This is a genomic window from Chelativorans sp. Marseille-P2723 (assembly GCF_902809845.1).
In the GTDB taxonomy this organism is placed as follows: Bacteria; Pseudomonadota; Alphaproteobacteria; order Rhizobiales; family Rhizobiaceae; genus Chelativorans.
In genome coordinates this window covers 254,551-268,752 of record NZ_CADDWI010000009.1, presented here as the reverse complement: position 1 = coordinate 268,752, position 14,202 = coordinate 254,551, and the positions used below count along the sequence as shown (strand labels likewise).

Genomic DNA, 14,202 nt, shown 5'->3' with positions numbered 1-14,202 from the left:
CCAACTATAATATTAAATTGCTGTAACGCTTCCGCTTTCCTGCTTTTTCCCCCGAACCGGGAGCAAGCTCTCGCGTTCCTGATGCAGGAGGCGCCGCTGCAGGGGCGGCGGCCGAATGGAAGCGACAAGGGGGAATCTTGGCGTATGTGGAACTGGCTGACCGAACACAGCGATCCTCTGAACGTGCTCCTCAGCGCCTTGATGCTGGTCGTCTGGGCACTTTATTTCCAGCTTCTCCTGAGTGGTTACCGGCGCAGCCGCCGCTGCAAGATTCTGATAAACCGGGCCAACGGCCACAGCCTCGCCACCCGCTGCGCTGTCACCAATATGAGCACCGAGGCGATCTATATCGAAGGTGTCATCGCAGAGTTGCAGGGCAAGACGCCGGAGGAGCGGATCATCTGTTCGCTGACCGATCATGGCGGAAGGGTGGACCCCACACGGGTCTCGGACGAGGATGGCTATCAGGGGCCGCTCGGCAGCGGTGAAGCAGTGGAACTCGGCTCCTACAGACAGATCATAAAGCATGCGCAGGAGCAGGGGGACGGGCATATTTCGGTTTTGCGCCGCCTGCGCCTGACGGTGGTGGCAACTTACGGCCCCGAGGATCGGCCAGTCGCGGCCGAGCGCGACTATGACATCGTTGAACGGAATGGCAAGCGGGTTCTCCTTTCGGAAATGGTGGTTACGCGGCAGGTACGCTCGGCATTTGAGCGGCGGCAGATCGAGCAGTTGATGCGCGAACAGGCGGCTGCGCGGACGGTCGGCGGGGAATGACCGCCTCTCGTACGCCACATCAGGGAACAAGTTGACGGCCGCGATGTTAGCTCACGCATGGAGTCGGTCGGCGTTCTCACTCATCATATGAGCATCCACATTCTGGCGATGAACGTCGCGGCCCCGTTTCTTGTTGTCCTGTGGCGCGTCCTCGCCCGCCCTCCTGTCAAGACGACCTACGCGGGTTGGGTGTGGCCGGCATCTCTCACCCAGATCGCATTGCTGTGGAGTTGGCATATGCCGGCGCCGATGGCAGCCGCATTTGCCGTACCCGCCCTGCAGCTATTGATGCACGCCTCCCTCTTCGCAGCGGCCTTATGGTTCTGGAGATGCGTGATGGAGGACGCCGAAGAGGTTCGCTGGAAGGCGCTGGGAGCGCTGCTTGTCACCGGCAAGCTTTTCTGCCTGCTTGGCGTGCTGCTCGCTTTCGCTCCCCGCGTGCTCTATCCCAGAGCGGCAGAACTATGGACCGGCAGTCACCATGTGGCAGAAGGAGTCCTGTTGCCCGACCAGCAGCTTGCCGGCCTCATCATGCTGGCTGTCTGCCCCCTGACCTATGTTCTGGCCGGTGTCGTGATTGCCGCGCGTTGGCTGCGCGATATCGAACGCCGTGACCTGACTGTCTGACGATAGACATGCGCCGGCCGTTGCTGCCAGGGCGGAAGGGATTGTTCCTCGCCCTGGTCATTGTGCTTTTCGCGGGTCTTGCTCTGGGCGCAGTCTTCATTTTCTCGGGAGTCTACAACGTCGCGGCGGCAAGACATCATTTTGACATCACCAATGCAGTCATCCGCCTGACGTTGAGGCGTTCGGTGAAAACCCACAGCCTCGGCATCGAGCCGCCGGCGGGGCTTGCCGAGGAGGCGCTCGCACGCTTGGGCGCGCGGCATTATGCGCTCGGCTGTGAGCCTTGCCACGCCTCGCCGGCGAGTTCGCGAAATCCGGTCGTCGCGGAGATGTATCCTGCACCACCACCCCTTTCCGAGGCGGTTAATCATTGGCAGACTGAGGAACTCTTCTGGATCGTCAAGAACGGCCTCAAATTCACTGGCATGCCCTCATGGCCGGCGCCTGGCCACGACGAGGAGGTTTGGGCGCTGGTGGCCTTTCTGGAACGGCTGCCGAATATGGATCTAAAGACCTATGCAGAGCTGACGGGCAGCACCCGCACGGCCGATTTCGCCTTCCTGCAGGATATGAGTGTCGAGGGTCTCGCGGCCATGTGCGGAGCTTGTCACGGTGATGCACAGACCGCGCCGGTTCATCCTTTCGCGCCGCCGCTCCATGGGCAGAAGCCCGCCTATCTGCGCCGCGCCCTTATTGAATATGCGCAGAACAGGCGCCAGAGCGGCATCATGGAGCCGATCGCCAATGAACTGGGGACGGACGTGATTGAGCAGCTCGCACGCTTCTATTCCAATGCATCAGGCGCGCCCATGCCTTCGCAAACACCACCTGGTTCAGCCGCGCTCCGCCGGGGAGAGGAGATAGCCGAGCACGGCATCCGCGGCAGCGATATACCTGCCTGCCGGTCCTGCCACGCCGATAGCGCTTCCGGCGAGTTCCCCCGGCTCGACGGGCTTCCGGCCGAATATATCGCCATCCAACTCCGCCTGTTCCGGGACGGGGTGCGTGCCAGTTCGACCTATGCGGCCATCATGGCGCCCATCGCGCAGCGGTTGAGCGAGGAACAGATCGAGGGCGTAGCGGCCTTTTTCGCGTCGCAACGTCCTATCGCAGGGGAGGCGGCGCAGCGATGATGGCGATGCGTTTTCTCAAGAGATCAGTCGCTGCCGGGCGGCAGCCCGTCACGCGGAGCATCGCCGCCGCTCTCCTCCTCATCCTGCCCATAGCTGGATGCTCCGGCCCGCAATCGGCACTTTCTCCGCGCGGTGTCGAAGCTTTCAGCATCGGCCCCCTCTTCTGGACCGCGACATGGGTCGGCCTCGTTGTTACCTTGATCGTGGTCGTCCTGGTGGCTGTGGCTCTCTACGGACCGGAACGCTGGCGGACTTGGCTGGGGCAGGACTGGATCATTATCGGCGGCGGCATCGTCTTTCCCGTCACGGTGCTTTCCGGGTTGCTCGTCTATGGTCTTCTGATCATGCAGGCGGGCGCGATGCGCAGCGCGCAGGTGGGACTGGAGTCCATCACCATCCGCGGAAAGCTCTGGTGGTGGGAGGTTGTCTACACCACGCCGGAGGGCGAAGAAATACCAAGCGCCAATGAATTGCGCCTGCCGGTGGATCGGCCCGTGCGGCTGCTGCTCGAATCCGACAATGTGATCCACAGCTTCTGGGCTCCGCAACTGGGCGGCAAGCTGGATATGATTCCCGGCCGCACCAACGAACTCGTAGTGGAGGCCACGGAGGCGGGCGTCTCGCGCGGGCAATGCGCCGAATATTGCGGCGGTGCGCATGCGCTCATGTCCTTCTTCGTTGTCGCCATGCCGCAGGACGAATACGACGCGTGGCTTGCCAGCAAGGCAGAAGGGGCACGCGCTCCCGCGACAGCAGAGCAGGAGAGGGGACAGCGCCTCTTTCTGGAGAATGGCTGTGGTGCCTGCCATCAGGTGCGCGGAACCGAGGCTCGGGGGCTTATCGGGCCTGACCTTACCCACGTGGGCAGCCGGCTTTCGCTCGCTGCAGCCGCGCTGCCGAACGACACAAAGGCTCTGATGCGGTGGATCACCGACGGTCAGCACATCAAGCCGGAAAACCGGATGCCCCCCTTCCGCCAATTTTCCGGCGGCGAGCTTTCCGCGCTCGCTGCTTATCTTTCTGGCCTGGAGTAGGGCATGGCGGTGGATAGGGAACTGCCAAACAGTCTGCCCCGCCCGGAAGGCGAACTGGAAGCACTAGAGCGCGCATGGGCGCTACCCAAAGGCTTCCGGCTGATCACGGCCGTCAACAACCAGGCGATCGGCATCATCTATATCGGGGTTGCGCTCCTGTTCTTCATTCTGGCGGGCATACTCGGGCTCATCATCCGCACCCAGCTTGCCGTTCCCGGCAACAACCTGGTCGGACAAGACTTCTACAACCAGCTCTTTACTATGCATGGCACGACGATGATGTTCCTCTTCGCCGTGCCCGTGGTGGAGGCGCTCGGCGTCCTGCTGCTGCCGCAGATGCTTGCCGCGCGTGACCTTCCTTTTCCGCGTCTTTCGGCTTTTGCCATGTGGGCCTATGTCGTTGGCGGGCTGGTCTTTTTCTCGACGATTCTCTACGACCTTGCCCCCAAGGGCGGCTGGTTCATGTACCCGCCTTTGACTCTGAGCGAGTTCTCCCCCGGCAATAATGCCGATTTCTGGCTGCTGGGGATTGGCTTCATAGAGATCTCGGCCATTGCCGGGGCCATCGAAATCATCGTCGGTACGTTGAGGACTCGCCCGCCCGGGATGACGCTTGCCCGGATGCCGATATTCGCTTGGGCCATGCTCATCTTCGCGGCGATGATAATGATTGCCTTTCCCGCGGTGATCCTTGCAACGATGATGCTTGAAATTGAGCGCGCGTTCGGCTGGCCGTTCTTCTCTGCCGGTAAGGGAGGCGATCCGCTCTTGTGGCAGCATCTGTTCTGGTTCTTCGGACACCCGGAAGTCTATATCATCTTCCTGCCGGCAGCCGGACTGGTCTCGATGATCGTGCCGGCGATGGCGCAACATCGGCTGGTGGGCTACAGGCTGATCGTGGTCGCGCTGATCGCCACTGGCTTCTTCTCCTTCGGCCTGTGGGTTCACCATATGTTCACCACAGGAATCCCATCACTCAGCCTTGGGTTTTTTTCTGCCGCAAGCATGGCAGTGGCCATTCCTTCCGGAATTCAGGTCTTCTCCTGGATCGCGACCATCGCGGCCGGTAGGAAGCCGTTCCGCATAACTTCCGCTTCGCTGTTCGTCCTCGGCTTTCTCTTCATCTTCACCGTCGGCGGACTGACCGGTGTGATGGTGGCACTGGTACCCGTCGACTTCCAGGTTCACGACACTTATTTCGTAGTCGCGCACTTCCATTATGTGCTGATCGGCGGGATGGTCTTTCCGCTATTCGCCACCCTCTATTACTGGATTCCTATGATCAGCCGGAACATGCTGTCAGAGCGGCTTGGCCGATGGGTTTTTTGGCTCATGTTCATCGGCTTCAACCTTGCATTCTTCCCGATGCACATTGCCGGCCTTCTGGGTATGCCGAGGCGCGTGTGGACCTATCCCGGCGATCTCGGCTGGAATTCCTACAACATGGCTTCAACGGTGGGCGCCTATATTTTGGCGGCCGGGGTTGCGCTCTTTGTCATTGACCTTTTCCGGCGCTTTCGGCCGACCATGTCCGGCGGGGTGGAGAACCCCTGGAGCGCCGGAACGCTGGAATGGCTGCCGAGCGATGCCTATGCGACGCGCAGCATACCCTTCGTCACGAGCCGCGAACCGCTCTGGGACCAGCCTTCCCTTGCGCGTGAGGTAAACGAAGGCCGGCATTTCCTGCCCGGCGCGCCGACAGGCGGGCGCGAAACGATTGTTACCAGCGCGGTGGATGCCTTGCCGCAATATGTGATCCGCATGCCGGGACCTGGCTGGTCGCCCTTGATCGCCTCACTCGGCATGGCGGGCTTCTTTCTGCTTCTTACCGTAAAGCTTGTGGTCCCGGCCCTGATTTCCGGAGTTGTCTTCATCGTTGCCGTGCTCGTATGGGCCTGGAGCCTCGATCATGACGCGAACGTCCCGGCAGTTGACATTGGGGCCGGCATCCGGCTGCCAGTCTATATGGCGGGGCCGGTATCGCATTCCTGGTGGGCGATGACCGTTCTTATCCTTGTGGCTTCCTCGCTCTACCTCGCCTACGTCTTCTCCTACTTCTACCTATGGGTGGTTTCCCCGGACGTATGGCCGCCGGAAGGCTCGCCTGCCCTTCCACACATCTTCTGGCCGGGAATTATCGGGCTTCTGATCTTGGGAGGCACGGTCCTGCTGCTGTTTGCGCGCAGGATCCTGCCTGCGCCGGGCAGCACGTCTCGCGCCTTCCCCTTCGTTGTCGCACTCGCCATGGCGTGCTTTCTCGTCGCCCTTACGGGAGAAATATGGGGTCATTGGGCAAGCGGTCTTCGGCCTGCTGACAACGCCTATGCGACCATGGTCTACATGGCCTGTTTCCTCAATCTTCAGGTCATCACCGGCTGCGTGTTCCTGGCGGGTTTCACCATTGCACGCTACTTTACCGGCAAGCTCGATAAAGAGCGGCGGGTAAATTTCGAGAGTACGGCGCTGCTTACATATTACGCAGCCGCACAGTTCCTCCTGGGGCTTGTCATCATTCATGTCTTCCCGCGTGTTGCCATCTGAGGAGGAGAGATCGAGGCCTAAGGTCATGCTTGAAGAACAGCGCCCGTCCCTGGCACCCACATTCGGCTATCTGATGCTGGGTTCCCTTTTCTGGGCCGTGCACCTGCTCGTGGTCTACGCTGCCCATACGCTGATCTGCGCGCTTGCCAGCTCACCGACAGCATCATCGCTGACGGTTGTCGCTCTGACTGCAATCCTTGCTCTGCCGGTGGCGTTCGTGCTCCTCAATCAACGGCGCACGGGGCGGTGGTTCGGCATCAGCGACGAGCTTCCAGACCGCAAGACCTATGACGCCATCTCACGCTTTATCGGGCTGCTTTCGCTTGCCGGCATTTTGTGGGCGGGCGTTGCTGCAGCCATCGTTTCCTCCTGCGCGACAGGGCGCTGAGGGAACCAAGCCGCGGCCTGCGGATTGGAAAGTGAAGCCGTTGCGGCAAGTCGTATGAGGTTGAGCCATGCCGGATCAGGAGAAACGCATGAACAATAACTCGGGGGAGCAGACGAATGATTTCCTCCGGCGGTCCTCGATCACCTATCTCGAATGCGCGATCAGCCTGATGCTGTCGCATATGAGCCGAGAGGAAGTGGCGTCCATCCTCGAACAAGAATCGAAGATTGTGCGTGAATTGGGATAGCAGCGATCTGTCTGGTGACTGCCGCAGACAGCACAAGATTTTCGCCGCCGGGTTCTTGAGGAGTATCTAGATGAACGACAAGCGGAAGAAAGAAGCGCCGGAAGACCTCTCGGAGGAAGCACCCAAGCGCGCCGAGCCGGATTGGGATGCGATAAAGGGCGTGCAGTACACACCGGAAGACGAAGAGGGAGATAGCGTTCCGCTCGACCAATCTGGAAAGGTCAGCACTGACGAGCACTACGGAGAGGGAGAGGACAATCCTTATATGGAAAGCGACGAGGCGCTGCCCGATGATGAAGAGGAAAAGGTCTTCCGCCGCAACAATGCGCGCGAAGGCGGGCGTTTCAATGAGGTTTGACCCGCGCCTGGCCTAAGTTGTCGTTATTCTGAATTCCGGGTGGAGAACCGGTTCTAGATCTTCTACTCTTTCAACCGGTCCAGCCGCGCCTGCACATCTTGGAGGATCAGCCGGATTTCACGCATCTTGGCTGCTTCAACGGCAACGGAGGGGCCGGACAGCACCGCCCCTGGATCTTCCTGGAAATCTTGGAAATCCGCAAGCGTCTCCAATTGAGGTATGATTTTCCGCCCGCTTCCAAAATCAAGGTGTGAAAGATGGGCCAGGAGCAAGACAAGCGTCTCGCGCTGCGCAATAAGCCGCCCCTCGATCTCCTGATTTGGCAATTCAGACATCGCACACACCCAATCTGAACGCATCAACTCTGCTTCCGTCCGTAGATGCGGTCGAGTACCCGGGCCACGTCTATGAATTGTTCTGCCTGCGGATCATAGCCGATGCCCGAGGCGAGACGCGCAGCCCAGTCGATGGCGGCGCGGCCGCCCCAATCATCCGGAGGCGATGTTAGCCGTTCACAAGCGGTGCCGCGAAAGCGCTCGGCGATGAAATCATAGAAGGAACCATTGACATTCCGCAGGGCGACGCCTCCCTCGGTGCCGTAGAAAGCGGCAGATATTTCTGCGTCCTTCCCCGCGTTGAGCCGCCACGAACAAGCAAGTCGCACGACAGCGCCGCTTTCAAGCGTTAGTGTAGCGATAGCGAAATCCTCGGCGGTCGCCGGGTCCGGCGGAAGTGTATCGCCTTGCGCGAAAAGATGGCTCTGAACGTCAACGACTTTCGGAAAGCCCAGCGTCCAGAGGGCCAGGTCTACAAGATGCACGCCCAGATCGATGACGCAGCCGCCCCCGGAAAGCGCTGGATCATAGAACCACGGCTTATCCGGTCCATAGGCATTGTGGAAAACGAGGTCGGCAGCGTGAACCTGCCCGATGTTGCCCCCTGCCACGATGGGCCTTATTCGCTCCATGGCTGCCGTGTACCGATAGGAAAGGTCGAGCCCGAGTAGGCGGTCGGCGTTGCGTGCTGCATCGACCACCGCCTTTACCTCCGCATGATTGCGGCCAAGAGGCTTCTGGCAGAAGACCGGGATCCCGCGTGCAAGCGCCCGCATGGCCTGCCCGGCATGATCCGCGCTCGGCGTGGCGATGACGATGCCATCAAGGCTTTCCTCCAGCAGCGCCTCAAGGGAGGGCACCTGCCGGGCATCCGGTGCCAGGGCTGCCGCCTCTGCCATGCATTCCGCCCGGGGCTCTGCAATGGCTGCGGCCTCCGCTACTCCGGCGTCAAGCAATGCCTTCATGCGATGCCGGCCGATCCAGCCGAGCCCGAGAAAGCCAAGGCGCGACCTTTTAGTCAAATGGAAGGCGACCGGCTTCGTCACTGCGATCGTACTCATGGCATTCTCACGACCGCTTTCAGAAAGCCGTCGGGCCGGTCGCGCGTTGCGTTCAGCGCGTCGTCAAGGCGGGAAAGTGGGAAGGTGTGAGTCATAAGTGGCATAGGGTCGATCCTGCCTGAAAGAACCGCCTCGATCCCCTCCCGCATCCCTTTGATGCAGGTTTCCTGTTTCCGCTCGTGAGCATTGACGACGTCAAAGCCGCGCCAGTTCCAAAGCTGCATGTTCACCTGTCTTGCCCCGTCTTGGTGATAGCCTGCTATGATCAAGCGTCCGCCTTCCGCCGTTAGCTCCCCGGCAAGGTCGAGCGGCCATGCCTTGCCGGTGGCTTCGATCACGCGTTCGCAGAAGCGGCCGCCCGTCATGTCACTGACCTTGTGGATGATGGCATCATGGCCATCCATCGCGATCGTCTGGACGGCGCCCATCCGCTGTGCTGTTTCAAGAGCAAAGGGGCGGCGGGAGATGGCGATCACATCCGCTCCGGCTTGACGAGCGAGCCGGGTGAGGATGGCTCCCAGGAACCCAATTCCGACGATCGCGACTGTCTGGCCCGGCTGTATATCGGCGCGGCGGAAGATGTTCATGGCGCAGCCGATCGGCTCGGCCGGCAGTGGCATATGGGCCAACTCGGCTGGCAACGGAACCGCATTTTCCGCGTTACCGATGTCGAACTGGGCGTAGCTGTTCTGAAACAGCGTTGCTACGGGCTGGCCTGGCTCGAAATTCTCGACACCTGGGCCGACAGCGTCAACGACGCCCCATCCCTCATGCCCAAGCGCTCCTGGTGCGGTTGGGAAAGTCATCCATTCCGGTCCTGCCCAAGGGCCCAGATTCGATGAGCAAACGCCGCAGCCTACAAGGCGGACCCGCATTTCACCCTCGCCCGGCTCGGGTATCGGCACCTCCTTTAGGGCGATCCGCCCGCCACCGGTAAGTATCACCGCCTGCATGGTAGTTGGCGCGATGGAGTGGGTGATCCTGGACGCGGCGCGCTGCAGCCTTCCTGACATTTTTTCGCCTGTGACGTTGGGAACTAGGAACGAGAACAAGAAGAAGGAGAATAGGTTCCCGAAAGGAGCGCCGGAAAGCGCGCCGGGCAAACCAAGAACTGCCACCCCTTTCTCTGAGGAGGAAGACTACGTTCAGGAGGGACCGCGCCGCATACGGCCGACACGCGTCGCGATTTCGGTAAAAGCTTCCGCCGCTCCGGGCCGGTTGGCCTCGCGCAGGAAGCGCAGGGGAAAAAGCATTGCTTCCACATTGGCGCGGGACAGTTCCTCCGGCCGCAGTTCATCATTGGACAGGGCCATTTCCGCTTCCGCGAACACCTCCTCGATCTCTTCTGCCCGAAGAAGATTTTTCTCGCGCAGGATCTGGCAGAGAGCGGCCATGGCCATCAATACGCCTTCCATCTGCAAATTAGCAGTGTTCATCCTATGCTCCTTGAGATGTCCGCTACCGAGCGCCCTTCAGCAGGATGTTGCCTCAGGCATGGCCGGGTGCCGCTACGCGCCTGTCCCAGGAGTCCAGCGAAGAAACGCCAGCGCGCTGGTGGACTATCGCCGCGGGCCTTCCAAGGCTTACGTAGCGCAAGCCATATCTAGTGACGCTGCGCGGATCGAAAAGGTTGCGGTAGTCGAACAAGGTTTTGCCTGAAAGCGAGCGGGCAAGACGTGCCATATCCAGACGACGGTAATCATCCCACTCCGTCAGTATTACCGCAGCCGCCGCGCCATTGCATGCGTCATAAGGGTTGCTTGCCCATTTCACATCACTGACATACCGGCGGGCGTTGCTTGCCGCTCTGGGGTCATGCACCGCGACCTGCATACCGGCCTGTTGTAGGATTGGGACCAGCGTAAGCGCAGCCGACTCGCGCACGTCATCCGTATTCGCCTTGAAGGCGAGCCCCAGCACCGCGATCCTGCTGCCGGAAACCAGCTTTGCTTCCTTGAGGATCCTGCGGGCTAAAAGTACCTTTCGCTGTTCATTGCGGTCAATCAGCGTTTCGATCAGTTTCTGTGGCGCGCCGAACTGCCGGCCAGTCGCGGCAAAGGCGCGTGTGTCCTTAGGAAAGCACGAACCGCCGAAACCGGGGCCCGGCATGAGGAAACTTCTTCCGATACGGCCGTCAAGGCCGATGCCGTGCATCACATCGCCTATATCGCCACCCGCCATTTCACAAAGATTGGCAACGTCGTTCACGAAGCCGATTTTCAGCGCCAGGAATGCATTGGCGGCATATTTGATGAGTTCGGCATTCCCTGTGGTGGTCGTCACCACTGGTACGCCCGTCTTCTCAAAAGGCCGGTAGATCGCCCGCAGGGCATTACGCGCACGGGCATCGTCTGCTCCGATGACAATCCTGTCTGGAGAGAGAAAATCTTTCAACGCCGAACCCTCACGCAGGAATTCAGGGTTGGAAGCAACGCGGATGTCAAAGGCGCCTCGCTCACGTGCGATCAGCTCACGCACCCGGCGGGCGGTTCCTACCACGACGGTCGATTTGATGATTACGAGGGCGCCCCGTTTGAGGTGCGGGGCAATTTGCTGCGCCGCGGTCATCACCTGGGAAAGGTCGATGCTCCCATCACGGCCGGATGGCGTGCCGACAGCAATAAACACCGCATCGGCATCCATTATGCCGCCGCCCTTCAAAAGCGAGGAGAAACGAAGCTTGCCTGCGTCTACTGCCTCGCGCATAGCTGTCTCCAGCCCGGGTTCGTATATGGGAATATCGAAACGTTCGAGCTGGGCTATCCGCGCCGCGCTGATGTCATAGCAGCAGACCTGATGGCCCATATTCGCAAGGCAGGTGCCGCTTGTCAGGCCGACATAGCCGGCGCCTATCATCCAAATTCGCATGCCGTTCTCCTGTAACGGTATCCGGCTATCTAACCGCGAATGAATGTTGTTGTTCCCATAGAAGAAGGCGGACAGTGGTAATAAATACGTGCGAAAGAACGACTATTTTACTTTGCATGCTAATGAATATAAGCGGAATCATCTAGAAATGGATGTTCATCTCTTTTGGTATTAGATAATTATCTTTCTACAAATTTGTTGAATCGGCTTGTATCCCCGCTGCTGGTTTTGTCCTGGTACAGGAAGGCGAGTTTACGCTCGTCGAAAATGCGGAAAAACTCGTCCCATCCGATTTCTTCCAGCCTATCCTCCGGCTCGCCGAAGTCGATGCGCAAGATGCCTCCGTTCCCGCTGGAGGCGACACGGGTTGGCTTTCCGCCTCGTTCCTCTACCCATTTCCGAATAGTGTCGTGATCAGTCGTGGTTTTTGTCTGCGTCATGGCGTGGTTCCCTTCCTCCAGCTGTGAATTGCCGCGTCATCGGCCAGCACCGAACATCATTTCGAACCGATTGTTCCTGAACTTCGGCTGCCTGGAGGGGCTTGCAAGCCTGCTGCGAAAACCGGAACAAAAACAGCAGCCAGAGGTTTTGCCCTGTCATCTTCTTCATCATCAGCAGGAGTGATTGTGGGCAAGAAAGTGCTGGTAACTGGCGGCTGCGGCTTCATCGGCAGGCAGGTCGTGGAGGAACTGCTCGGTAACGGATATTCAGTCGCAGTACTCGACAATCTTGTCGAGCAGGTTCATGGCGACTCGCCGCCACGGCAGCATCCGCGGGCCGAATACTACATTGGCGATGTTCGCGACTCCGCGCTTGTCCGCAATGCCCTCGGTGATGCGGACTACGTAATTCACCTGGCGGCAGAGGTGGGCGTTGGCCAGTCGATGTACGAGATTGCCCGCTATGTGGGTGCCAATGATCTCGCCACTGCGGTTCTGCTAGAATGCCTTATCGAGAGACCGGTCAGGCGCATCGTTGTTGCGTCTTCGATGAGCGTCTATGGCGAAGGACTTTACGAGTCCGTGGACGGGACGCGCTTTGCGCGTGCCCGGCGCTGCAAGGAGCGATTGAAGGCCCAGCAATGGGATCCGGTGGATGCCGAAGGCAAGCCGTTGAAACCTCTCGCTACCGATGAGGAAAAGCCCGTAGATCTCGCTTCCATTTACGCGCTCACCAAATATGCGCAGGAGAAGGCAGTGCTCATCTTCGGCGAAGCCTACCCGGTGGAGGCAGTGGCGCTGAGACTTTTCAACGTTTTCGGACCAGGACAGGCGCTCTCCAATCCCTACACCGGCGTCCTGGCTAATTTTGCTTCCCGACTTGCGAACAGGCAGAGGCCGCTCATTTTCGAAGACGGGCAGCAGAAGCGCGACTTCGTCAACGTGCAAGACGTTGCCCGGGCGTTTCGCCTTGCGCTGGAAAGCGGTGAAGCGGCTGGTCAGGTCATCAACATCGGCAGCGGAAAAGCTTACACCATCCGGCAGGTGTCCGAGCTTCTGGCGGAGGCGATGGGACTCGACATTCAGCCCGAGATTCTTGGCAGGCTGCGCTCGGGCGATATTCGCCATTGTTTTGCCGATATCTCCAAGGCTCGCGAGCTTCTGGGCTTCGAGCCCTCGCATCTTTTGGAGGATGCGGTGGGTGAGTTTGCGGAATGGGTCCGCACGACGGATGCCGTCGACAATGCCGCCAAGATGCGTCAGCAGCTTGAGGCACGGGGGCTGGTTTCATGAGCATTAGGTCCAAGCCGCAGGCGGCCCAGGTGCTCGATGAATCTGCGCCAGTGATAATTACGGGTGGAGCTGGCTTCGTTGGCTGCAACCTAGCTGAAAGCTTCCTGCGAGAGGGCAGGAAGGTGGTCGTCATCGACACCCTCTCTCGTCCCGGCGTCGAGGAGAATCTTGCCTGGCTACGAGAGCACCATGGCGAGCTGGTGCATCATCTGCCGGCCGACATACGGGAGTTCGAAGCGATTTGCTCGGTTTTTCAAGGTGCGGGTGCGGTCTTCCACCTGGCGGCACAGACTGCCGTCACCACGAGCATCGAGGACCCGCTGGCGGATTTCGAGACCAATGCACGAGGGACGGTAAACGTCCTGGAAGCGGTAAGGGCAGCAGGTGGTAGAATCCCGGTCATCTTCGCCAGCACCAACAAGGTATACGGCGCGCTGGACGACCTCGACATGATCGAACTGGAGGATCGCTATTTCCCAGCCCGGCCGGATATCCGCGAGTACGGAATTGACGAGGATCGCCGGCTTGATTTTTGCACGCCTTATGGATGCTCCAAGGGCGTGGCCGATCAGTACGTGCTCGATTATGCGCATTCCTTTGATATTCCCACTGCCGTCTTGCGCATGAGCTGCATTTACGGGCCGCGGCAATTCGGCACTGAGGACCAGGGCTGGGTGGCGCATTTTCTTATTCGGGCGCTTCAGGGAAAGCCCATCTCCATTTATGGAGATGGAAAGCAGGTGCGCGACATCCTCCATGTGGCGGACGCCGTGGCTGCCTACCGGGCGGTGCTTAGTTCCATCGCAACCCTGAACGGCGAAACCTTCAATCTAGGCGGCGGCGTTCGCAATGCCGCCAGCCTGCGCATGGTTCTGCGCGAGATCTCCCGCATAACCGGGCAGGAGCCGGTGGTCGAATGGAGTGACTGGCGCAAGGGCGATCAACGCTATTTCGTTTCCGATACAAGACGGCTTGAAAGAAAAGTAGGCTGGACGGCGACCATAGGGTGGCAGGACGGATTGCGAGAGCTTGCGGCCTGGCTGGATGAGGCGCGCGGACTGCGGAAACTGCAACGCACGGAGAGGTTGACGGCATGAAGA

Annotated in this window: 15 protein-coding genes and 1 pseudogene; 10 read left to right on the top strand and 6 right to left on the bottom strand. The window is 59.9% G+C overall.

All coding sequences use genetic code 11. From position 1 onward, the window contains the following. The first annotated feature begins 144 nt into the window (after positions 1–144). The 8 genes from HUS57_RS08630 to HUS57_RS08595 all read left to right on the top strand — a co-directional run bounded on the left by HUS57_RS08630 (position 145) and on the right by HUS57_RS08595 (position 7,105). Positions 145–777, top strand: a complete 633-nt coding sequence (locus tag HUS57_RS08630; protein ID WP_173932759.1) for a hypothetical protein — start codon at positions 145–147, stop codon at positions 775–777. 87 nt (positions 778–864) lie between these two features. After that, the gene (locus tag HUS57_RS08625) at positions 865–1,404 is read left to right on the top strand and encodes a cytochrome c oxidase assembly protein (protein ID WP_246727806.1); all 540 of its coding nucleotides are present in this window, start codon (positions 865–867) and stop codon (positions 1,402–1,404) included. Positions 1,405–1,445: 41 nt separating this feature from the next. Continuing rightward, positions 1,446–2,537 carry a c-type cytochrome gene (locus tag HUS57_RS08620; RefSeq protein WP_173932755.1) on the top strand — a complete coding sequence of 364 codons (1,092 nt, stop codon included), beginning with the start codon at positions 1,446–1,448 and terminating at the stop codon, positions 2,535–2,537. Continuing rightward, positions 2,534–3,571 (top strand): c-type cytochrome, encoded by a 1,038-nt coding sequence (locus HUS57_RS08615; protein ID WP_246727805.1) that lies wholly within the window; start codon positions 2,534–2,536, stop codon positions 3,569–3,571. Before HUS57_RS08620 ends, HUS57_RS08615 begins: the two co-directional genes overlap by 4 nt. Positions 3,572–3,574: 3 nt before the next feature. After that, positions 3,575–6,112 carry a cytochrome c oxidase subunit I gene (ctaD, locus tag HUS57_RS08610; RefSeq protein ID WP_173932753.1) on the top strand — a complete coding sequence of 846 codons (2,538 nt, stop codon included), beginning with the start codon at positions 3,575–3,577 and terminating at the stop codon, positions 6,110–6,112. Between the two features lie 25 nt (positions 6,113–6,137). Next, positions 6,138–6,500, top strand: a complete 363-nt coding sequence (locus HUS57_RS08605) for a hypothetical protein (RefSeq protein WP_173932751.1) — start codon at positions 6,138–6,140, stop codon at positions 6,498–6,500. 88 nt (positions 6,501–6,588) lie between these two features. Further along, entirely contained in the window at positions 6,589–6,747 is a 159-nt protein-coding gene (locus tag HUS57_RS08600) for a hypothetical protein (protein ID WP_173932749.1), read from the top strand. A gap of 70 nt (positions 6,748–6,817) precedes the next feature. Next, complete coding sequence (locus HUS57_RS08595; protein WP_173932747.1) at positions 6,818–7,105, top strand: hypothetical protein; 288 nt, start codon at positions 6,818–6,820, stop codon at positions 7,103–7,105. A gap of 62 nt (positions 7,106–7,167) precedes the next feature. Here the strand turns inward: HUS57_RS08595 and HUS57_RS08590 are convergent, their stop codons facing one another. The 6 genes from HUS57_RS08590 to HUS57_RS08565 all read right to left on the bottom strand — a co-directional run bounded on the left by HUS57_RS08590 (position 7,168) and on the right by HUS57_RS08565 (position 11,809). Further along, a complete protein-coding gene (locus HUS57_RS08590; protein ID WP_173932745.1) occupies positions 7,168–7,440 on the bottom strand; it encodes a hypothetical protein in 273 nt (90 codons plus the stop codon). A 23-nt stretch (positions 7,441–7,463) separates the two neighbouring features. Next, positions 7,464–8,501, bottom strand: a complete 1,038-nt coding sequence (locus HUS57_RS08585; RefSeq protein WP_173932743.1) for a Gfo/Idh/MocA family oxidoreductase — start codon at positions 8,499–8,501, stop codon at positions 7,464–7,466. Further along, positions 8,498–9,514, bottom strand: coding sequence for a zinc-binding dehydrogenase (locus tag HUS57_RS08580; protein WP_173932741.1), 1,017 nt, complete (start codon positions 9,512–9,514; stop codon positions 8,498–8,500). The genes HUS57_RS08585 and HUS57_RS08580 overlap by 4 nt, the downstream gene beginning before the upstream one ends. Positions 9,515–9,646: 132 nt before the next feature. Beyond that, on the bottom strand, positions 9,647–9,937 hold the full coding sequence (locus tag HUS57_RS08575; RefSeq protein ID WP_173932739.1) for a hypothetical protein: 291 nt from the start codon (positions 9,935–9,937) through the stop codon (positions 9,647–9,649). Between the two features lie 52 nt (positions 9,938–9,989). Beyond that, a complete protein-coding gene (locus HUS57_RS08570) occupies positions 9,990–11,369 on the bottom strand; it encodes a UDP-glucose/GDP-mannose dehydrogenase family protein (protein WP_173932737.1) in 1,380 nt (459 codons plus the stop codon). A 179-nt stretch (positions 11,370–11,548) separates the two neighbouring features. After that, positions 11,549–11,809 (bottom strand): hypothetical protein, encoded by a 261-nt coding sequence (locus tag HUS57_RS08565; protein WP_173932735.1) that lies wholly within the window; start codon positions 11,807–11,809, stop codon positions 11,549–11,551. 186 nt (positions 11,810–11,995) lie between these two features. Between HUS57_RS08565 and HUS57_RS08560 the strand changes: the two genes are divergently transcribed. Together HUS57_RS08560 and HUS57_RS08555 are read left to right on the top strand one after the other, a co-directional pair. After that, entirely contained in the window at positions 11,996–13,102 is a 1,107-nt protein-coding gene (locus tag HUS57_RS08560; RefSeq protein ID WP_173932733.1) for an NAD-dependent epimerase/dehydratase family protein, read from the top strand. Between the two features lie 41 nt (positions 13,103–13,143). Further along, positions 13,144–14,199, top strand: a pseudogene (locus HUS57_RS08555) (NAD-dependent epimerase/dehydratase family protein); the annotation flags it as partial. Positions 14,200–14,202: the final 3 nt, after the last annotated feature.

Excerpts from the sequence above, each read along its gene's own strand:
- HUS57_RS08630 (WP_173932759.1), top strand. The coding sequence starts at position 145 with ATGTGGAACTGGCTGACCGAACACAGCGATCCTCTGAACGTGCTCCTC.
- HUS57_RS08625 (WP_246727806.1), top strand. The coding sequence starts at position 865 with ATGAGCATCCACATTCTGGCGATGAACGTCGCGGCCCCGTTTCTTGTT.
- HUS57_RS08615 (WP_246727805.1), top strand. The coding sequence starts at position 2,534 with ATGATGGCGATGCGTTTTCTCAAGAGATCAGTCGCTGCCGGGCGGCAG.
- ctaD (WP_173932753.1), top strand. The coding sequence starts at position 3,575 with ATGGCGGTGGATAGGGAACTGCCAAACAGTCTGCCCCGCCCGGAAGGC.
- HUS57_RS08605 (WP_173932751.1), top strand. The coding sequence starts at position 6,138 with ATGCTTGAAGAACAGCGCCCGTCCCTGGCACCCACATTCGGCTATCTG.
- HUS57_RS08600 (WP_173932749.1), top strand. The coding sequence starts at position 6,589 with ATGAACAATAACTCGGGGGAGCAGACGAATGATTTCCTCCGGCGGTCC.
- HUS57_RS08595 (WP_173932747.1), top strand. The coding sequence starts at position 6,818 with ATGAACGACAAGCGGAAGAAAGAAGCGCCGGAAGACCTCTCGGAGGAA.
- HUS57_RS08590 (WP_173932745.1), bottom strand. The coding sequence starts at position 7,440 with ATGTCTGAATTGCCAAATCAGGAGATCGAGGGGCGGCTTATTGCGCAG.
- HUS57_RS08585 (WP_173932743.1), bottom strand. The coding sequence starts at position 8,501 with ATGAGTACGATCGCAGTGACGAAGCCGGTCGCCTTCCATTTGACTAAA.
- HUS57_RS08580 (WP_173932741.1), bottom strand. The coding sequence starts at position 9,514 with ATGTCAGGAAGGCTGCAGCGCGCCGCGTCCAGGATCACCCACTCCATC.
- HUS57_RS08575 (WP_173932739.1), bottom strand. The coding sequence starts at position 9,937 with ATGAACACTGCTAATTTGCAGATGGAAGGCGTATTGATGGCCATGGCC.
- HUS57_RS08570 (WP_173932737.1), bottom strand. The coding sequence starts at position 11,369 with ATGCGAATTTGGATGATAGGCGCCGGCTATGTCGGCCTGACAAGCGGC.
- HUS57_RS08565 (WP_173932735.1), bottom strand. The coding sequence starts at position 11,809 with ATGACGCAGACAAAAACCACGACTGATCACGACACTATTCGGAAATGG.